Here is an 18620-nt window from a genome sequence, read left to right on the forward strand (position 1 = left end):
ACACCGCTATCGCGAGCAAGCTCGCTCCCACAGTGGGCCGGCGCGGTGTCAGTCCATCAAGCCCCATTCTCCAGTGGGAGGTTGAGTGGGCGGTACCGCATCGTTGTGCAACTTCAGCCGCAAACGCAAATTGTTCACCGAATCCGCATGCTTCAACGCCTCTTCCTCAGTGATCGCCCCTTCGACAACCAATGCGTACAACGCACCGTCAAACGTTTGCATCCCCGATTCCAGCGATTTCTCCATGATCCCCTTCAGTTCGGCAAACTCATTGCGCCGGATCAGGTCGCTGATGGTCGGTGTTCCCAGCATCACCTCCACCGCCGCCCGGCGCTGCCCATCGACGGTACGCACCAACCGTTGCGACACGAATGCCTTGAGATCGTTGCCCAGGTCATGCAGCAACTGCGTCCGCCGCTCTTCCGGGAAGAAATTGATGATGCGATCCAGCGCCTGATTGGCGTTGTGCGCGTGCAACGTAGAGATCACCAAATGGCCTGTGTCGGCAAACGCCAGCGCGTGCTCCATGGTTTCGCGATCGCGGATCTCACCGATCAGCACCACGTCCGGTGCCTGGCGCAGGGTATTTTTCAACGCGGCATGAAAACTGCGGGTATCGACGCCGACCTCGCGCTGGTTGATGATCGATTGCTTGTGCCGATGAATGTACTCGATGGGGTCTTCGATGGTGACGATGTGGCCGGTGCTGTGGCGATTGCGGTAATCGATCAGCGCCGCGAGGGAGGTCGACTTGCCGGAATCGGTGGCGCCGACGAACAGCATCAGCCCTTGTTTGAGCATCACGGTTTCGAGCAGCACCGCCGGTAGCTTGAGGTCCTCGAAACGCGGGATGTCGAGCTTGATGTTGCGTGCCACGATTGACACGTCGTTGCGTTGCTTGAAGATGTTGACCCGAAAGCGCCCGACACCCGCCAAGGAGATCGCCAGGTTCATCTCCAGTTCGCGATCGAACTCCAGACGTTGTTCGGCGTCCATGATGGACCCGGCAATGGCCGCGACTTCTCCGGGTTTGAACGGCTGATCGCTCAGCGGTTTGAGCACGCCGTCGAACCGCGCACTGGGTGGCGCGCCGGTAGAGAGATAGAGATCGGATCCATTCTGGTTAGCCAGTATCTGCAACAGTGCATCGATTTCCATGGCAAAAAGCACCCGCGAAGCATTCAATGAAAAAAAATGACCCATGCCGGGTCATCCAGCGTCTACCGCCCTGCAAGGATAGTAGACGCCGCCACACCGACTTAAGCGCAGGACAACTTGATGAACGCATCACCGACGGGCAGCGATGCCCAGGCCTTGATTGCCAGACTGGACTGGACACGCAACCCGCTGGGCGCTGCCGGTACCTGGCCACAGAGCCTGCGGACCGCCGTGGACATCGTGATTCATTCGCCGATGCCGATGCTGTTGCTGTGGGGTCCGCAGCTCACGCAGATCTACAACGACGGCTTTGCCCTGCTCGCCGGCAGCAAGCATCCACACGCTTTCGGACAACCGACGCACCAGATCTGGCCAGAACTCCAGGACTTTACCGACCCCATTTACAGCGCCGTCCTACAAGGACAGGTGCGAACCTACAGCGAACAACGCTTTACCTTGCAGCGCGACGAGGGTGATTCCGACTTCTGGCTGGACCTGACCTACAGCCCGATCCGCGATGAAAATGCTCTGGTCGCCGGCATTCTGGTCACCGCCATCGAAACCAATGAACGCCGGCGCATCGCGCTGGAACTCGAACAGCGTTCGGCCGCCAGCCTCAAGGCTCAGCACGAAACCGAACAGCGCCTGCAACTGGCACTGGCGGCCACCGACGCCGTCGGCACCTGGGATTGGGACATCGGCGAAGACCGCTTCATCGCCGACGCGCATTTCGCGCAAATGCACGGCATCGATCCAGCCATGGCCAGCCAGTTACCGATCAGCGATTACCTCCAGGGCGTGCACCCGGAAGACCGGGCGATGATCGCCCGCAGCATCAAACACTGCATCACTCACGGCACCGAGTACGTCGAGGAATATCGGTTGCTGCAGCCCGACGGCCAACTGCGCTGGCTATTTGCCCGGGGCCGTTGCTACAAGGACCACCATGGCCGGCCGATCCGTTTCCTCGGCGCCGCACTGGACCTCACCGAGCGCAGGCACACCGAGCAGGCCTTGCGCCAGAGTCAGACCGAGCTGCAACTGATCATCAACGCCATGCCGATCCTGATCAGTTACGTCGACCGCGAAGAGCGTTTTCGCCTCAACAACGCCGCGTACCTGGACTGGTACGGCCTGACGCCACAGGAGCTGTACGGGCGAACCATTCTAGAAGTGTTGGGCGCGGACGCTTATGCCCTGCGCGCCGAGCCCATCGCCGAGGCGCTGACCGGCAAGGCCTGTTGTTTCAGCATTGATGCTCCCCATCGTGATGGCAGCACTCGGCATGCGCTGATGAATTACCTGCCACGGCATGGTCCGGACGGCGCGGTGAATGGTTTCTACATCTTCGTAATCGACGAAACCGAGCGCAAACAGACCGAAGAAGCCCTGCGCAATCTCAACGAAACCCTTGAGGAACGGGTCGCCGCCCGCACCCAGCAGCTAGCCGAAGCCAACCAACGGCTGCAAAACGAGATGTTCGAGCGGGAGCGCGCGGAAGACGCCTTGCGCCATGCGCAGAAGATGGAAGCGGTCGGGCAGCTCACCGGTGGCATCGCCCACGATTTCAACAATATGCTGACCGGAATTATTGGCAGCCTCGACCTGATGCAGCGCTATATCGCCGACGGGCGCGCCGCCGAGATTGGTCGCTTCACCGAAGCCGCGGTGTCCTCGGCCAATCGCGCCGCCGCCCTGACCCATCGCCTGCTGGCGTTCTCCCGGCGTCAGTCGCTGGATCGCAAGCCGCTGAACGCCAATGACCTGGTGCACTCCCTTGAAGATTTGTTCAGCCGCACCAAGGGCGATCATATCGAGCTCAAACTGTTACTGGCCGACGAGGTCTGGCGGGTGAGTACCGACGTCAGCCAACTGGAAAACGCCTTGCTCAATCTGGTGATCAACGCCCGGGACGCCATGCCCGATGGCGGCGAGTTGCTGGTCGAAACCGCCAACGTCTACCTGGACGGCAGCGACATCACGACGCTGGAACCGGTCAAGGCCGGGGATTACGTGATGATTGCCGTCAGCGATAACGGCAGCGGCATGACGCCGTCGGTGCTGGCTAAGGCTTTTGACCCGTTCTTCACCACCAAACCCATTGGCCAGGGCACCGGGCTGGGATTGTCGATGATTTATGGGTTCGCCCAGCAATCGGGCGGGCACGTCAGCCTGTTCAGTTTGCCGGACAAGGGCACCAGCGTTCGCTTGTACTTGCCACGGTTGTACGCAACGGAACCGGAAAACGTGCTGCTGCCGTTGACGGGGGAGGCACCGGCGGCAATTGCCGGTGAGACCGTGGTGCTGGTGGAAGACGACCCGGCGGTACGCATGCTGGTGCTCGACCTGCTCAATGAGCTGGGTTATCACGCCCACGAAGCCGAAGATGCAAAGGCCGCCCTGCCCTTGCTGGAGTCCGACTTGCGGGTCGATCTGCTGGTGACTGACGTGGGTCTGCCGGGGATGAACGGACGACAACTGGCGGAAATCGCTCGTCAGCACCGCCCTGAGCTCAAGGTGTTGTTCATGACCGGTTACGCGGAGAAAGCCGCCGAACGCCAAGGCTTTCTGGAGGAAGGCATGGACATGGTCGCCAAACCCTTTTCCATCGACCTGCTGGCCAACAAGATTCGCACGATGATCGGCCAACCGGAGTGAGTTGAGGCATAATCGCGCGCCTCACGCTGGCATCAACATAGCCACCACCGTTGCAAGGTACTGCCAATGAAAGCTCAAGCCCGCCATATTCTGGTGAAAACCTCGGAAGAAGCCGAGCAGCTCAAACAACGCATCGCCAAGGGCGAAGCCTTTGATGTGCTGGCCAAGAAGTACTCCACCTGCCCGTCCGGCAAGCGCGGCGGCGACCTGGGTGAAGTGCGGCCTGGGCAAATGGTCGGGGTCATCGACGCGGTGATCTTCAAAAAACCGCTGCGGGTGGTGCATGGGCCGATCAAGAGCAAGTTTGGGTATCACCTGGTGCAGGTGTTTTACCGGGATTGATCGGGTTGGCTTAAAGGCCCGAGAGGTGAAGGATTTATTTGTGGCGAGGGGATTTATCCCCGTTGGGTCGCGCAGCGGCCCCAAAAGATGGGACTGCTGCGCAGTCCAACGGGGATAAATCCCCTCGCCACAGGGTTGCATTTCAAGTTTTGGGGATCAGCGCACCCAGCACCTGAATCACCCGACTCGCCAACCGATGCCCCGCTTCAGCCGCCTCAACCGCACTCCCGCCTTTCAGCCGACTGGCCAGATACGCCGCACTGAACGAATCCCCCGCCGCCGTCGTGTCCACCACCCGCTCGACCTTCTGTGCCGGCACCTCGAACGACTCGCCATCACAGCGAATCAAGCACGCCTCGGCTCCGCGCTTGAGCACCACTTCAGGGGTGCCAATCTGCTCGTAAGCGGCAAACACTGCCTCGCAATCGGAAAAATGAAACAGCGCTTGCTCGTCATCGACGGTCAGCAACGCCAGATCGACATAGGGCAGGACACTGCGATAAGCCGCCCGCGCCTCTTCGACTGATGCCCACAAACGTGGCCGGTAGTTGTTGTCGAACACGATCCGCGCATCCCGCTGCCGGGCTTCGATCAGGGTTTCCAGCAACTTCTCCCGACCCTGTACGCCGAGCACCGCCAGGGTGATGCCGCTGAAATACAGCACGTCGTAATCCGGCAGCGCGGCCAGTATCGGCGCGGCGGCCGGGGTGGTGAAGCAGTCGCGGACGGCCGCTTCGTTGCGCCAATACAGGAAACGTCGCTCGCCGGCAGCATCAGTCTGGATGCAGTACAAACCGGGCAGTCGGCCGGGCAAGCGCTGGACCATGCCCAGCCCGATGTTTTCGTTGGCCCAGGTCTGGCACATGGCATCGCTGAAACTGTCGTCGCCCAGCGCCGTGACGTAATCGACGACGACGCCCGTGCCCAGTTCCCGGGACAGGTAGACCGCGGTGTTGAGGGTATCGCCGCCGAAGCTTTGTTGCAGAGTGCCGTCGGCGCGTTGTTGCAACTCAATCATGCACTCGCCGATCAGGGCGATGCGCGGAATATTGGGGCCGAGGGTGTTGATGGTGTTCATTGTTGTGGGGTCTCTGGTATTGCGGTTGTCTGGGAGGATGTCTTCGCGGGCATGCCTTAATGCCAGTCAGTTAAGCCCTCCAGCCCTCTTTTTGGGGTATTTGACTGGTCTAGGCTTGACCACTCTTGGGTAACTTCGCTCTCGTCTGGCTGGCAGTATGAAGTGCTGAGCCTGGATTCTCAGTTCTGCCAGTCGTTTAGGGATCGTGCCTGGCGTTTCCAGCGGACAGAAGCGCAGCGCATTGCTGACCGCTTGAGACAACCAGAGAAAACTCAAGCGTTGCGGTACCACCTTTATTTCTTCAGCCATCAAGCGCATTTCCTGACGGATCAGGTTGTAGGCCAGCAGAGTTCCCCACAGTTCTTGACGCACCAGATCAGGTTGTTTACTGCGTAATTGCTCTCCTTTGAGCAGGTTTTGCTTGATCTCGCGGTAACCCAACTCGATTTCCCAGCGTTCGTTGTAGTGCCCCGCCACCTGATTGGCAGGGTAACGTTCGGCATCGATCAACGAGGTGAGATAGCGGCGGGGTTTGTCGTCTATCGAGTACTCAATCAGTCTTGCCTGCCAATGGCTAGGAAGGTCTGGACGTTGCTTGAGCGCATCTCTGGAAACCGTCAGTCGCACAAGCCAATCACCGGCGCCCAACTCTTCGATCACCTCGTACTTGAGCGGTTTGCGTGCCCGCATGAGCCAGTGCCGTTCGGTTCCACTGTGCTGCCAGTCGAGCAAGAGGGCCGCCGAGTAATAGGCGCGGTCAAAAATCGTCACCGAATGATCGCTTACCGCTTTCTCCAGACCTTTGGCATAGCGAAGTTCGCCGACAGCAAACTCGCCAAAACAGGCAGCCCGAATCAAGTGACTATAGGTATCCATCAGGCAAACACCGCGCACTTGTGGCCAGGCTCCGTCTCCCGAGTGAGTCCGCCCGCCACCAAAGGCTTGGCGGTTTTCTGGTGTGTCAGGGGTGGACCAAACCACGCCGTCTACCGCAAAGCTGCGTAACCCTAAAAAGCCAGCCGAAGCTGGCTGCTCAGCACCGCCCCATGACTCTGCCAATTGCTTAAACAGTGCGGCAAGGGGCTCTGCTCCCAGCCGTTGCCGGGCCTGGACTGCTGCGCTGGGCACAGGCACCTTTGCTTCGCCCAAAGCCAGTCCCAGCTGCTGCACGATGAGCCAAATCGGCTCGTTCTTGAACAAGGCCAACCCCACCACCAACCAGACAATACGCTCGGCCGGCAGGCGTCTACGGCGCAGAGAAACCGTTCCGGTCGAGGCCAGCGCTTGCTCGATCCACAGGGGATCGATCAGTTGCGCAAAGCGTTCGAAAGAGATCGGATTGAGTTTGGTAACTTCTTGAAGGGCGTTTTGTAGGGACATGAAGCGGGCTCATAAAAACATAAGCCCGTTTCTATTACTGCTGGGCGGGCAAGTCAATTTCTTAACTGACTGGCATTAGGGCATGCCTCGCTCCTACAGGATTCGCGTTGGACGCGAAATCGGCGGCGACCGCAGCACTTGGAGCGAGGCTTGCCCGCGAAGGCCGCGCCTCGGTCTCGAGCCTTAGAAACAGGTTTCCATGGTTTCGATGACGTTCAACTGCTCATCCACCAGACACCCCGTGCGCCACTTGTCGAACGTCAGGCACGGGTGCGAAGTGCCGAACGAAATGATGTCGCCCACGCGCAACTTAACCCCCGGTGCCACCGTCATGAACGCGTGCTGGTCCATGACGGCCGTCACCTTGCAGGCGCTGACATCGTCGCCGGTTGCAGGCACCACGCCGGCCTTGTAACGCAGCAGCGGCACCGGTAAACCCGCGTCGTAGGCCACGTCGCGTTTACCCAGGGCGATCACCGCGAAACCCGGCTCCGGCAACGACTGCACATGCGCCCAGACTTCCAGCGCCGGGCGCAGGCCCTCGTGCAGGTCACTGCGACGGTCGAGCACGCAGCATTGCGCTTCTTTGTAGATACCATGGTCGTGAGCCACGTAGCTGCCGGGGCGCAACACGCTGAGGAAACGTCCGCCGGCGTTCTGCGCTTCGAAGGACTCAGCGATCAAGTCATACCAGGCCGAACCCGAGGCGGTGATGATCGGCTTGGGGATCGCAAAGGCGCCACTGTCCTGCAACTGCACGGCCAGACGCACCAGGGACGCGGCGAATTCACGAATGCCGGTGACCGCATGATCCCCGTGGATCACGCCTTCATAGCCTTCGATGCCGGTCAGCGCCAGCGCCGGTTGGGCGTTGATGGCTTTGGCCAGCGCGACCACTTCTTCTTCACTGCGGCAACCACAACGGCCGCCGACCACGCCGTACTCGATCATCACGTTCAGACGCACACCACGCGAGGCGAAATACGCCCCCAGGTCAGCGACGTTGTCCGGGTGATCGACCATGCAATGGAAATCGAAGGTCGGGTCCGCCAGCAGGTCGGCGATCAGGGCCATGTTCGGCGTACCGACCAATTGGTTGGCCATCAACACCCGACGCACGCCATGGGCGTAAGCCGCGCGGGTTTGTGTGGCGCTGGCCAGGGTGATGCCCCAGGCGCCGGCGTCCAGTTGGCGGCGGAACAGCGCAGGCGTCATGCTGGTTTTGCCGTGGGGCGCGAGTTCGGCGCCGCTGTTGCTGACAAACGTCTGCATCCAGCGAATGTTGTGCTCCAGCGCTTCGCGGTGCAGCACCAGCGCAGGCAGGCTGACGTCGCGTACCAGGTTGGCGCCGGTCTGGGCAAAGCCCTTTTCCACGGCGGCAGTATGTTGGGCAGAAGACATGGTCGAACTCCTCACATTCGCGGCTGCAGCCAGCCGCTGTTATTCGTTGATACGCCGGGCCAGGCTGTTGGCGCTGTCGATCAGCACCCGGCGATAGTCGTTGTAATTGTTCTTGGCGTCGTCCCGTGGGGCGACGATGCACAGGGTCGCAATCGCCACACCGCTAGGGTCTTTGACCGGGGCGGCGAAGCAATGGGTGAAGGTGTCGGCAACGCTATCGAAGGAGAAAAAGCCATCGATATCGGCCTGACGGATTTCCTTGAGAAATTGCTCCAGCGGCAGGCGCTCGCCGTCGGGCAGGATGAAGTCGTCGTGGTCGATCAGGTCGACGATTTGCTGGTCGCTCAAATGCGTCAGCAACAGGCGCCCGGACGCGGTCCAGGGGATTGGCGCGTTCTCGCCGATGTCCGAGGAAATGCGGAAATGCCGCTCGCCCTCTCTCATCAATGCCACGGTGTATTTGCGCCCGTTGAGCAGGCACATCTGTGCGGTTTCTTGGGTCTGGCTGACGATTTCCTGCAGGGCGTGGTCAGCCTCGCGGGTCAGGTCGAAATGGCGCAGGTGCGCCTGCCCGAGAAAGTACAACTGACGGCCGAGGTAGACGTGACCGTCCTTGCCCACCGGTTCGAGAATGCGTCGTTCCAGCAGGGAAGCGACCAGTTCGTAGATCGTGGATTTCGGGCTGTCGATGCCGCTGGCGATTTCATTCGGGCGCAGCGGTTTGCCGACTTCCTTGAGGAAATCGAGGATATCGAACGCCCGGTCCAGACCGCGAGCCCGGCGCTTGATAGTGTCTTCGGTCATGTCTGTAGTTCCCATACAAAGTGCCGGGAGTTTACCTAGAGTGCTGTGTTGACCGTTAGGCCGCCATCGCGAGCAGGCTCGCTCCCACAGAGGAATGCATTCCAAATGTAGGAGTGAGCCTGCTCGCGATGAAGTCACCGCAAATCTCAGGCCTTTTTCTTGTACGCAATGCAGTCAATCTCGACCTTGCAGTCGACCATCATGTTCGCCTGCACACAGGCCCGTGCCGGAGCGTGTTCAGGTTTGAAGTATTCGGAGAAGACCTTGTTGAAACTCGTGAAGTCCCGCGGATCCTCCAACCACACGCCCGCACGCACCACATCTTCCAGGCCATAACCGGCCTCTTCGAGAATCGCGATCAGGTTCTTCATAGTCTGGTGAGTCTGCTCGACAATGCCGCCAACAATGATCTCGCCATCCAGCGCCGGCACCTGGCCAGACACGTGCAGCCAGCCATCGGCTTCAACGGCGCGGGCGAAAGGACGAGGCGTACCGCCAGCGGCGCTGCTGCCGGTGCCGTAACGAGTAATGCTCATGCGTGTTTCTCCTGATTGCAAGTGGAATGCTTTTTAAAAAATCAGAACCGCGTGTTCTTGAGAAATTCAGCCAGACGCGGTGATTGCGGGCGTTCGAACAGTTCCTTGGGTGGCCCCTGCTCTTCGATGCGCCCCTGATTCATGAATACGATCTTGTCCGATACCTCGAAGGCAAAACGCATCTCGTGGGTGACCAGCAACATGGTCATGCCTTCATCGGCCAGGCCCTTGATCACGTTCAGCACTTCGCCGACCAGTTCCGGGTCGAGGGCCGAGGTCACTTCGTCAAACAGCATCAGGCTCGGGTTCATCGCAATCGCCCGGGCAATCGCCACGCGCTGTTGCTGACCGCCGGACAACTGACCGGGGTAGTGATCACGCCGATCCAGCAAGCCGACCCGCTCCAGCCATTTTTCCGCCAGTGCCACGGCTTCGTCCTTGTGCAGCTTTTTGACCTTGAGCAAGCCAAGGGTGACGTTCTGCAACGCGCTCAGGTGCGGGAACAGGTTGAACTGCTGGAACGCCATGCCGGTCATCGCCCGATGCCGAGCGATGACTTTTTCCGCGTGGCGCACGCGCTTGCCGTTGACCTCGTCATAACCGATGGACTCGCCATCGAGCACGATCTGGCCGCCCTGGAATTCTTCGAGCATGTTCACGCAACGCAGCAGCGTGGTCTTGCCCGAACCGCTGGAGCCGATCAGCGTGACCACGTTGCCGCGCTGCATGGTCAGGTCGACGCCCTTGAGCACTTCGAGCTTGCCGTACTGTTTGTGCAGGCCGCGAATGTCCAGCAGGGCCTGGTTCTGTGTCGAAACTTGAGGTTGAGTCATGGCAAGGCCACCCGCTTTTCAATGTGCCGGCCGAGTAATTCGATGGCGTAGTTGATGACGAAAAACAGAAATCCGGCGAACAGGTAAAACTCCAGCGTCATAAAGGTGCGGGCGATGATCTGCTGCGTGCTGAGCAACAATTCCGCCACACCAATGACCGACAACAAAGTCGAGGCCTTGACGATCTCGGTGGACGAGTTGACCCAGGTCGGCAGGATCTGCCGCAACGCCTGAGGCAACAACACGTAACCAAGGGATTGATAAAACGTCAGGCCGATGGCCTTGCTCGCTTCCATCTGGCCGCTGGGCAACGCTTGCAACGCGCCGCGCACAATCTCCGCCACGTGGGAGCCGCAAAACAGCGTCAGCCCCAAGGCGCCGGCCTGGAACGCACTGATCTGCCAGCCCACTGCGGGCGCCATGTAAAAGCAGGCCAGCACCAAGACAAACACTGGCGTGCCGCGAATCAGGTCAACGTAAAACCGAAACGGTGCGCGCATCCAGACATTGCCGTAGGTCAGCACCAGACCGGCGACAATGCCGACCATCGTGCCCAGCAAAATCGCCAGCGCCGAGACCTGCACACTGGTCAGGAAGCCTTGCCACAACACTTCCCGCGCGACCCACAATTCATGCAACCAACTAGGGGATTCGTACATGTGGGCCTCCTATCGGCGGATCGCCAGACGCTGCTCGAGGTAACGCAGCATCATGGCAATGAGGTAACAGGCCGCAACATAGAGCGCTGTGGTCACCAGCCAGGTTTCAATCACCCGGTAGCTCTCGACATTGATCTTGCGCGCGTAGTAGGTCAGCTCCGGCACCGCAATCGCGGCGGCCAGCGAGGTGTCCTTGAACAGCGAAATGAAGTTGTTCGACAGGGCCGGCAACACGTTACGCAACATCACCGGCACGGTGACGTAGGCCTTGACCTGCCACTCGCCGAGCCCGATGGCCAGGCCGGCTTCACGCTGCCCCTTGGGAATGCTCAACAAACCGCCGCGGAACACTTCGGTCAGGTACGCCCCGGCATACAGCGACAAGGTGATGATGAACGACGGGATCTTGTCCAGACGGATCCCCAGGCTCGGCAAGGCGAAGTAGATCAACAGAATCAACACCAGAATCGGCGTATTGCGGATCACCGTCACATACACCGACGCCAGCACCCGCAATGCGCGGTGCTTTGACAGCAAAGCAAACGCCATCATCAGGCCGATCACGCAACCGATGGCGATCGACACCAGCGACAGCTCAAGGCCCAGACCGAGCCCCGCCAGCAAAGTGTCGAAATCGCGCCACACGGCGGCAAAGTTCAACTGATAGTTCATGGTCAGCAGTACCTTGAACGGGGCGCGTTATGGGCGCCCCGCTCTCACGGGATCATTTGAATTCGACGGGGAAACCGATGGCTGGAGTCGGCAGATCAACGCCGAACCATTGCTTGAAGGACGCCGCGTAAGTCGGGAACTCAACGCCGGTCATGGCTTCATGCAGGGTAGTGTTGACGAAGTTCAGCCAGTCCTGATCGCCGCGTTTGACCGCGCAAGCGTAGGTCTGTGGGCTCCAGGCGTAAGCCGGGCTGCGATAGCGGCCAGGGTTCTGCACCATCAGGTATTTCACCGATGACTGATCGGTGGCGGCGGCGTCGGCACGGCCGGAGTTGACGGCCTGATACATCAAATCAACGCTGTCGTACTGATCGACCTTGGCTTTGGGCAAGGCTTGATGCACCAGCTCTTCGGCGTACACGTTCTGCAGCACCGCCACGGTCACGCTGTCGTTGGCAGCCTTTAGGTCTTCGATTTCCTTGTATTTGCTGCTGGCCGGCAACAACAGGCCGACGCCTTCGCGGTAGTACGGCAGGGTGAACGCCACCTGCTGGGCACGGCTGGCGGTCACGGTGATGAACTGGCAACTGATGTCGACCTTGTCCGTCAGCAGGTTGGGAATCCGCGCATCGGACGACTGCACCACGTACTCGACCTTGGTCGGGTCGTTGAACAATCCCTTGGCGATCATGCGCCCGATATCGATATCAAACCCCTGCAACTTGCCATCCGCTCCCTGGAAGTGCCACGGCGCATTGGTACTGCCCGTGCCCACAATCAGTTTCCCGCGGGCCAGCACGCTATCGAGCTTGCCGTCCGCCGCCTGGGCCACCCCCATGGCAGCAGCAGACGCTGCGACAAGAAAAATACACGCTTTAAATAAGGAAGGTCGGCGATGCATGGCAAGCACTCCAGGGTGATGTTTATTCCGCTATACCGGACGTAGGTATGTAACAACGGAATAGACAGCAGAAAGTGTGCCACAGACTCGGCGCTAAATCCTAGGGGTGTGGGAAAACCAACGAATTCAACTGGATAGCCAATGTTCCAGTTGAGCGGGTGCTTTGTGCGGTATGTGGGAAAGCGCTACCCCAAGCAACAAGTTGGGTAACAAGGCCAAATTTGGGTGCGTTGTCACCCATTCAAAAGCGAGCGGGTACGACGGAAACGCACCGCGTCTTGCCCTATACCGCTCGTCTGGATTTCTGCTTTACCTGTCAGACCTGACAGTTGTGGCTCCGCTGATATCAGCGCTCAATCTCTACTCGGTCGCCCGGGCGTCTGCCACGTGATGGAGCACCGAAATCATGTATTACCACTTACAGGAGTTCCCAAATGTCCCAACAACCCGCTAAAGACACTTCCAACTTATTACTTAACGGTGGCTTCCTGGAAGGCGGCGCGAATTGGAAAACTAACTCGCAAGCGAAAGTAAAATTTGAAGAGGGTTACTGTGCCTTGCAGGTCGAGGCTCTGATTACTCAAAGCGTCAAGTTCGACGCGGCAGGTGACTTTGAGTTTTCCGTGCGAATGAAAACGGCAGGCGGTTCCGCGTGTCGAGCAACACTGGAGTTGCTTCCTTCACATCAAACCGTTCACCTCGACATTGGCGGCGGCACTCCTTGGATCAAGAAAGAACAGATTGTCAACGCGCCTGCTGGCACCACCGAGATGATTGTCACGTTGCGCGCAAACGATGGTGTTCAAGGCAAGTTCGGATCCTTTTTTGATTATGCCTTGCTCATGCCTTTATCAAGCTGAGTTGCTCTATCAGCTGCTGGTCATCAATCTGATGATCAGCAGCGATTCAACTCCCTTTAAAATTGAATTTGTTCGTTGGTAAAAGGTGATTTCAATGAACTCACGCCCCACCCACACATTGTTGGCCCCAACCTACCGCAAAGCCCTGAAAACCTGGCGCCCGGTGATCTTGTACTTCGGCAGTCAGCACTGTCCGGCCTGCGAAACAGCCGGGCCGATCTTTCGTCAGATCGCCGAGGCTTATCGGCATCACGCGCAGATCTACATGCTGGACACTCGTGAATCGCCTCGGCACCCGAACGTCACCGGCACCCCGACCGTGCTGTTTTACAAGGATGGGAAACTGTTGAAAAAGCTCAAGGGCATCGGCACCGAGCAAACCCTGCAGGAAGAATTCGCCATGTACATCGGCAAGGTGAAACCGGCAACGGTGACCCCTAAACCGGTTCACGATCTGGCGTGGTTACGCCAGACCCTGCGCCGACTGCGCACTGTTCCTCGGGCGCACACGTTGATCGGGGTTTGAGCAATGATCGTTCCCACGCGCGGGAACGATCTAAACCGCGCGCACCAGCAACACCCGCGTCACCCGCCGCTCCTCAACCGCCGCCACCGTGATCCGCCAGCCTTCCCACTCATGGCTGTCACCGATCATCGGCAGGCGATCCAGCAGGCTGACCACCAGCCCGGCCAAGGTTTGATAGTCGTCGGTAGGCTCTGCCGCAAACCCGGTCCGCTGTCGCACCCGCGCCAGGTTCAACGCGCCGCTGACCATGAACCCACCCTTCTCCTCGACCACATCCGGGCCCTCGATTTCGCTGGCATCCGGCAACTCGCCGGCGATCGATTCGAGAATGTCAGTCATGGTCAGCACACCGACGAAGTCACCGAACTCATTGACCACGAACGCAATGTGAGTCGAGGCTTGGCGCATCTGTTCCAGGGCATTGAGGATCGAGTAACTGTCCAGCAAGTTGATGGTCTTGCGCGCCAAATGCTCAAGACCGGGCTGGTTGCCGGCCAGGTATTCCTTGAGCAATTCCTTCTTGTGCACGAAGCCCAGCGGCTCATCCACCGCGCCATCGCGAATCAGCGGCAGGCGTGAATAGGACGAATTCATCAGGCGCGTGCGAATGACTTCGGCATCGTCGGACAGGTCGATGTGATCCACATCAACGCGTACGGTCATCAAGGTGCGGATCGGTCGCTCGGCGAGTTGCAGAACACCACTGATCATCACTCGTTCGCGACGGTCGAACAGTTCTACGCTCGGCGCTTCGCCATTCTCCAGCATGTCGGCAATTTCTTCGCCAACCTCCTCCACCGCCAGCGAGCGGCCACCGAGCAAACGCAACACGGCGTGGGCCGTGCGCTCACGCATCGGTCGCAGGCCCTGCATCGATTTTTTACGGCGAGCCCGGGCTATCTGGTTGAAGACCTCGATCAGGATCGAGAAACCGATGGCCGCGTACAGGTAGCCCTTCGGAATGTGGAACCCCAAGCCTTCAGCGGTCAGCGCGAAGCCGATCATCATCAAAAAGCCCAGACAGAGCATGATCACCGTCGGGTGTTCATTGACGAAACGGGTCAGCGGCTTGCTGGCGACGATCATCAGGCCGATGGAAATAATCACCGCGATCATCATCACGGCCAATTCATCGACCATGCCCACAGCGGTAATCACCGCATCGAGGGAGAACACCGCATCGAGCACCACGATCTGCGCCACGATCGGCCAGAACATCGCATAGGTCGCATTAGAAGCGCGCTGGCCGACATGGCCTTCGAGTCGCTCGTGCAATTCCATGGTGGCCTTGAACAACAAGAACACACCACCGAACAGCATGATCAAGTCGCGGCCGGAGAAGCTCTTGTCGAACACCTCGATCAACGGCTGAGTCAGGGTCACCAGCCACGAAATACTCGCCAGCAGGCCCAGGCGCATCAGCAACGCCAGGGACAAACCGATGAGCCGCGCACGGTCGCGTTGTTCGGGCGGCAGCTTGTCGGCCAGGATGGCGATAAACACCAGGTTGTCGATGCCTAGCACCAGCTCCAGCACAATCAAGGTCAACAGGCCCAGCCATGCGGTGGGGTCAGCTATCCATTCCATAAAAACGTCTCGATCCCTTTAGTGAGTTCAGAAAGCCGGGCACGGCAAGGCGCGACGCAGAGGCCGTGGCGGTAAAGTGACAAGGGGATTCAGAAGTCGGAAAACCGGATGTTTCGCGTGCATCAAGACCGCGTGGTAGCGCGAGGAGAAAGGATAACCGGGAGGCTCCAAAAGGGTGTTCATGCAAGTCCTGAAAGGAAAAAGGACTTGGAGCGTACACGCGAAAGTGACATTTCCTACAGTCGGAAATCATTACAAAATCTGTAATCAGCGCTTTTTGACCTGCTCAATGTACCTGACCACCGCCGCCGACTTCTCGAACCGCCGATGAATCAACGACAACCACGACGCCGCTTCGCAGCCCTTGATCGCTCGGTACAACACACCGGGCAAACCGACATGCCCGACCACCGACTCCGGCACCACCGCCACGCCCTGCCCCAACGATACCAGCGCAATCACCGCCACCAGTCCGCCCGGCTGCGCACCCAGTTTCGGCGCAAATCCGCCCTCGGCGGCGACTTGCAAGGTGCCGCTGATTTGCTCCGGCAGGATGAACGTCTCATTTTGCAGATGCTCCGGACTGATGTCCGGCAAACGACACAGCCAGGACTCGGTGGACAGCGCCAGCACAAAGCCTTCTGCATCCAGGCGAATGGCCTCCAGGCCATCAGGCAGGGTCATGGGTGAGCGGACATAACCAATATCGAATCGCCCCTCGACCACCATGGCCGGCAATGACGCCATGAGGCTTTCCCGCACATTGAAGCTGACGTCCGGGCACTCGTGACTGAAGGCCTGCACCTGTTTTTGCAGTAACCCCGAATACACCGCCGATGCCACGTAGCCGAGTTCGATATGACCGATATCCCCGCGTCCAGCCCGCCGGGCATTGTGCTGGGCGTATTCGAATTGCCGCACCGTCGCCTCGGCCTCGATCATTAACGCGGCACCGGCCTCGGTCAGGCTGACTTCACGTGTCTGGCGCACGAACAGTCGCGTGCCGAGTTCGTTCTCCATGTCCTGGATCTGTCGAGTCAAGGTGGGCGGTGCGATACCGAGTTGTTCGGCGGCGCGGGTAAAGTTGCCTTGCCGGGCAACGGCCAGAAAGTAGCGAAAATGCCGTATGTCCATGGGTGCATTAGCTCAAAGGTAATGAAGTCCCGATAGCAGGCTAACAAAGCCGATAATCGACCGCGATAAGCTCACAGACAATCACAGTAGAGAGCCATCGTCATGTACGTCAAACCCCTTTTCTGCGCCGTGGCCAACAATCTTGCTCAAAAGGCAATTACGCCATGAGCCGGGTCAGTCCGCGTCTGACCTTACTGACGGCCTCCGGCGTGTGCTCGCTGATCGTGCTCGACACCAACATCGTCGCCGTCACCCTGCCGACCATCGCCCGGGACCTGGGCGCGAACTTTGCCGACATCGAATGGGTGGTCAGCGCGTACATGCTGGCGTTCGCGGCCTTATTGCTACCCGCGGGCAGCATCGCCGATCGCTTTGGCCGGCAGAAAACCATGCTCTGCGGCCTGGGCATTTTCATCCTGGCCTCCATAGGTTGCGGCGCAGCGCCCACTGCGTTGTTCCTCGACATCGCGAGGGCGATCAAGGGTGTCGGTGCGGCATTGCTGCTGACGTCGGCCCTGGCCGCGATCGGCCACACCTTTCACGATGAAGTCGAACGAGCCAAGGCCTGGGCGTTCTGGGGCGCGTGCATGGGCGTGGCGATGACCGCCGCGCCGACGGTCGGCGGGCTGATCACCGAGTATGTCGGCTGGCGCTGGATCTTCTACCTCAACCTGCCGGTCGGGCTGTTCTTGATGTACAGGGTCTGGCGCGCCGTGCCGGAATCGAGGAACACCCAGTCTGCGCGCCTCGATCCCTGGGGCAGCCTGGCGTTCAGTGCGAGCTTGCTGTGCCTGATCTGGGGCTTGATCGAAGCCAACCGGATTGGCTGGAGCAACCCGCTCACCTACGCCCGGCTCATCGGTGGCGCCCTGCTGTTGGGGCTGTTTGTGCTGATTGAGCGGATGCAACAGCGGCCGATGGTCGACCTGCAATTGTTCAAGCATCCGCGCTTCATCGGCGCCTTGCTCGGCATGTTTGCCTACGCCGGGTGCGCCCAAGTGATGATGACGTTGCTGCCGTTCTATCTGCAAAACGGCCTGGGTTTCTCGGCCATCGCGTCCGGGCTGGGGATGCTGCCATTTGCGGTGACCATGTTGATTTGCCCGCGAATCGGCGCTCGGCTGGCCAATCGATTTGCCCCTGCGACGCTGATGGCGGCGGGTTTGACCCTGGTCGGCAGCGGCAACCTGCTCAGCGCTTGGGCCGTCAGCAGCGGCGGCTATCTGCCCTTCGCATTGGCCATTGCCGTAACAGGCGCCGGTGCCGGTTTGCTCAATGGCGACACGCAGAAAAACATCATGGCCTGCGTGCCCCGCGAGCGCACCGGCATGGCCTCGGGCATGAGCACCACCATGCGTTTCAGCGCGATCGTACTGGCCATCGGCGTCTTCGGTGCATTGCTGTCCAGCCATACCGAACTGTTGTTGCGTACCAGTCTGTCGACGCAAGGTACACAATGGCTCGGCCAGACCCAGGGCATTGCATCGCGGGTGGTCGCCGGTGATATGACCGCGGCCATGAACTTGCTACCGGAAACCGCACGCCCGCTCGTCGAACCGTTGGCGCGCCAGGCATTCGTCGGCGGCTTCAGCCTGCTGCTTATAGTCGCCGGTTTGCTGGCCTTGCTGGGGGCGCTGGTGGTCGGCACGCTGATGCGCAATCCGATCCCGGCGCAGAAAAGTTTTTCCCTGAGCCTGGAATAAACCCCAACGGGGCTCGTCGTACTGCCACTGAAATCGTTCAGTAGCCACTACGAGAGCCCCATCATGAAACGCATTCTGTCCGCCCTGTTTCTGATCAGTCTGAGCGGTGTTGCAGCGGCCGCTTCCATCGACAATTCCAGCACCCCGAAAGTCGAGGACTACACGTATTCGACGCCGCTCCATATTGCCAAAGTGCTCAACATGACCCGCAACGATGGCTGCGGACCCGGCGCGCGGGAGATGACCTACATCGACACCATGGGCACCACCCATGTCCTGCGTTACCAGGCCTTTGGCGATGACTGTCTCGGTCAAAACTAATGCTTGAGCGACGCCAGTACCCGCTCGGCATTCGCACTGCAGGGCAAACGGCCAGCCCCTCGGCAAT

At 59.6% G+C, this 18620-nt stretch carries 18 protein-coding genes; 6 read left to right on the forward strand and 12 right to left on the reverse strand.

What is annotated here, in order from left to right:
- Positions 1–48: 48 nt before the first annotated feature.
- A complete protein-coding gene (locus ACYZTM_RS02010; RefSeq protein ID WP_131058743.1) occupies positions 49–1158 on the reverse strand; it encodes a PilT/PilU family type 4a pilus ATPase in 1110 nt (369 codons plus the stop codon).
- Between the two features lie 120 nt (positions 1159–1278).
- On the opposite strand from ACYZTM_RS02010, the gene ACYZTM_RS02015 reads away from it, so the two are divergent.
- Positions 1279–3816 carry a hybrid sensor histidine kinase/response regulator gene (locus ACYZTM_RS02015; RefSeq protein WP_461986715.1) on the forward strand — a complete coding sequence of 846 codons (2538 nt, stop codon included), beginning with the start codon at positions 1279–1281 and terminating at the stop codon, positions 3814–3816.
- Between the two features lie 66 nt (positions 3817–3882).
- Complete coding sequence (locus tag ACYZTM_RS02020; protein ID WP_007898282.1) at positions 3883–4158, forward strand: peptidylprolyl isomerase; 276 nt, start codon at positions 3883–3885, stop codon at positions 4156–4158.
- 142 nt (positions 4159–4300) lie between these two features.
- On the opposite strand, the gene ACYZTM_RS02025 is transcribed toward ACYZTM_RS02020, so the two are convergent.
- The 9 genes from ACYZTM_RS02025 to ACYZTM_RS02065 all read right to left on the reverse strand — a co-directional run bounded on the left by ACYZTM_RS02025 (position 4301) and on the right by ACYZTM_RS02065 (position 12422).
- The gene (locus tag ACYZTM_RS02025) at positions 4301–5236 is read right to left on the reverse strand and encodes a sugar kinase (protein ID WP_461986717.1); all 936 of its coding nucleotides are present in this window, start codon (positions 5234–5236) and stop codon (positions 4301–4303) included.
- 66 nt (positions 5237–5302) lie between these two features.
- Positions 5303–6616, reverse strand: coding sequence for an IS4 family transposase (locus ACYZTM_RS02030; RefSeq protein ID WP_131063535.1), 1314 nt, complete (start codon positions 6614–6616; stop codon positions 5303–5305).
- Positions 6617–6799: 183 nt separating this feature from the next.
- Positions 6800–8017: an amino acid deaminase gene (locus tag ACYZTM_RS02035; RefSeq protein ID WP_131058731.1), complete on the reverse strand. Its 1218-nt coding sequence runs from the start codon at positions 8015–8017 to the stop codon at positions 6800–6802.
- A gap of 39 nt (positions 8018–8056) precedes the next feature.
- Positions 8057–8821, reverse strand: coding sequence for an IclR family transcriptional regulator (locus ACYZTM_RS02040; protein ID WP_131058732.1), 765 nt, complete (start codon positions 8819–8821; stop codon positions 8057–8059).
- Positions 8822–8967: 146 nt separating this feature from the next.
- Entirely contained in the window at positions 8968–9357 is a 390-nt protein-coding gene (locus ACYZTM_RS02045) for a RidA family protein (RefSeq protein WP_008033044.1), read from the reverse strand.
- 41 nt (positions 9358–9398) lie between these two features.
- The gene (locus ACYZTM_RS02050) at positions 9399–10190 is read right to left on the reverse strand and encodes an amino acid ABC transporter ATP-binding protein (RefSeq protein WP_131061557.1); all 792 of its coding nucleotides are present in this window, start codon (positions 10188–10190) and stop codon (positions 9399–9401) included.
- Positions 10187–10849, reverse strand: coding sequence for an amino acid ABC transporter permease (locus ACYZTM_RS02055; protein ID WP_461986721.1), 663 nt, complete (start codon positions 10847–10849; stop codon positions 10187–10189). The genes ACYZTM_RS02050 and ACYZTM_RS02055 overlap by 4 nt, the downstream gene beginning before the upstream one ends.
- Before the next feature lie 9 nt (positions 10850–10858).
- Entirely contained in the window at positions 10859–11521 is a 663-nt protein-coding gene (locus tag ACYZTM_RS02060) for an amino acid ABC transporter permease (protein ID WP_131061555.1), read from the reverse strand.
- Between the two features lie 52 nt (positions 11522–11573).
- A complete protein-coding gene (locus ACYZTM_RS02065) occupies positions 11574–12422 on the reverse strand; it encodes a transporter substrate-binding domain-containing protein (protein WP_131061554.1) in 849 nt (282 codons plus the stop codon).
- 434 nt (positions 12423–12856) lie between these two features.
- Between ACYZTM_RS02065 and ACYZTM_RS02070 the strand changes: the two genes are divergently transcribed.
- Together ACYZTM_RS02070 and ACYZTM_RS02075 are read left to right on the forward strand one after the other, a co-directional pair.
- Positions 12857–13282, forward strand: a complete 426-nt coding sequence (locus ACYZTM_RS02070; protein ID WP_461986723.1) for a hypothetical protein — start codon at positions 12857–12859, stop codon at positions 13280–13282.
- A gap of 94 nt (positions 13283–13376) precedes the next feature.
- Positions 13377–13808, forward strand: coding sequence for a thioredoxin family protein (locus tag ACYZTM_RS02075; RefSeq protein ID WP_461986725.1), 432 nt, complete (start codon positions 13377–13379; stop codon positions 13806–13808).
- A gap of 30 nt (positions 13809–13838) precedes the next feature.
- On the opposite strand, the gene ACYZTM_RS02080 is transcribed toward ACYZTM_RS02075, so the two are convergent.
- Positions 13839–15395 (reverse strand): TerC family protein, encoded by a 1557-nt coding sequence (locus ACYZTM_RS02080; protein ID WP_461986727.1) that lies wholly within the window; start codon positions 15393–15395, stop codon positions 13839–13841.
- A gap of 267 nt (positions 15396–15662) precedes the next feature.
- The gene (locus ACYZTM_RS02085) at positions 15663–16529 is read right to left on the reverse strand and encodes a LysR family transcriptional regulator (RefSeq protein WP_461986729.1); all 867 of its coding nucleotides are present in this window, start codon (positions 16527–16529) and stop codon (positions 15663–15665) included.
- A 164-nt stretch (positions 16530–16693) separates the two neighbouring features.
- Here ACYZTM_RS02085 and ACYZTM_RS02090 point away from each other — a divergent pair, with 164 nt between their 5' ends.
- Positions 16694–18232: an MFS transporter gene (locus ACYZTM_RS02090; RefSeq protein WP_131061549.1), complete on the forward strand. Its 1539-nt coding sequence runs from the start codon at positions 16694–16696 to the stop codon at positions 18230–18232.
- Between the two features lie 63 nt (positions 18233–18295).
- On the forward strand, positions 18296–18553 hold the full coding sequence (locus tag ACYZTM_RS02095; RefSeq protein ID WP_461986732.1) for a DUF2790 domain-containing protein: 258 nt from the start codon (positions 18296–18298) through the stop codon (positions 18551–18553).
- The last annotated feature ends 67 nt before the right edge of the window (positions 18554–18620 follow it).

The organism is Pseudomonas sp. MDT2-39-1 (genome assembly GCF_054898085.1).

Excerpts from the sequence above, each read along its gene's own strand:
- ACYZTM_RS02010 (WP_131058743.1), bottom strand. The coding sequence starts at position 1,158 with ATGGAAATCGATGCACTGTTGCAGATACTGGCTAACCAGAATGGATCC.
- ACYZTM_RS02015 (WP_461986715.1), top strand. The coding sequence starts at position 1,279 with ATGAACGCATCACCGACGGGCAGCGATGCCCAGGCCTTGATTGCCAGA.
- ACYZTM_RS02020 (WP_007898282.1), top strand. The coding sequence starts at position 3,883 with ATGAAAGCTCAAGCCCGCCATATTCTGGTGAAAACCTCGGAAGAAGCC.
- ACYZTM_RS02025 (WP_461986717.1), bottom strand. The coding sequence starts at position 5,236 with ATGAACACCATCAACACCCTCGGCCCCAATATTCCGCGCATCGCCCTG.
- ACYZTM_RS02030 (WP_131063535.1), bottom strand. The coding sequence starts at position 6,616 with ATGTCCCTACAAAACGCCCTTCAAGAAGTTACCAAACTCAATCCGATC.
- ACYZTM_RS02035 (WP_131058731.1), bottom strand. The coding sequence starts at position 8,017 with ATGTCTTCTGCCCAACATACTGCCGCCGTGGAAAAGGGCTTTGCCCAG.
- ACYZTM_RS02040 (WP_131058732.1), bottom strand. The coding sequence starts at position 8,821 with ATGACCGAAGACACTATCAAGCGCCGGGCTCGCGGTCTGGACCGGGCG.
- ACYZTM_RS02045 (WP_008033044.1), bottom strand. The coding sequence starts at position 9,357 with ATGAGCATTACTCGTTACGGCACCGGCAGCAGCGCCGCTGGCGGTACG.
- ACYZTM_RS02050 (WP_131061557.1), bottom strand. The coding sequence starts at position 10,190 with ATGACTCAACCTCAAGTTTCGACACAGAACCAGGCCCTGCTGGACATT.
- ACYZTM_RS02055 (WP_461986721.1), bottom strand. The coding sequence starts at position 10,849 with ATGTACGAATCCCCTAGTTGGTTGCATGAATTGTGGGTCGCGCGGGAA.
- ACYZTM_RS02060 (WP_131061555.1), bottom strand. The coding sequence starts at position 11,521 with ATGAACTATCAGTTGAACTTTGCCGCCGTGTGGCGCGATTTCGACACT.
- ACYZTM_RS02065 (WP_131061554.1), bottom strand. The coding sequence starts at position 12,422 with ATGCATCGCCGACCTTCCTTATTTAAAGCGTGTATTTTTCTTGTCGCA.
- ACYZTM_RS02070 (WP_461986723.1), top strand. The coding sequence starts at position 12,857 with ATGTCCCAACAACCCGCTAAAGACACTTCCAACTTATTACTTAACGGT.
- ACYZTM_RS02075 (WP_461986725.1), top strand. The coding sequence starts at position 13,377 with ATGAACTCACGCCCCACCCACACATTGTTGGCCCCAACCTACCGCAAA.
- ACYZTM_RS02080 (WP_461986727.1), bottom strand. The coding sequence starts at position 15,395 with ATGGAATGGATAGCTGACCCCACCGCATGGCTGGGCCTGTTGACCTTG.
- ACYZTM_RS02085 (WP_461986729.1), bottom strand. The coding sequence starts at position 16,529 with ATGGACATACGGCATTTTCGCTACTTTCTGGCCGTTGCCCGGCAAGGC.
- ACYZTM_RS02090 (WP_131061549.1), top strand. The coding sequence starts at position 16,694 with ATGAGCCGGGTCAGTCCGCGTCTGACCTTACTGACGGCCTCCGGCGTG.
- ACYZTM_RS02095 (WP_461986732.1), top strand. The coding sequence starts at position 18,296 with ATGAAACGCATTCTGTCCGCCCTGTTTCTGATCAGTCTGAGCGGTGTT.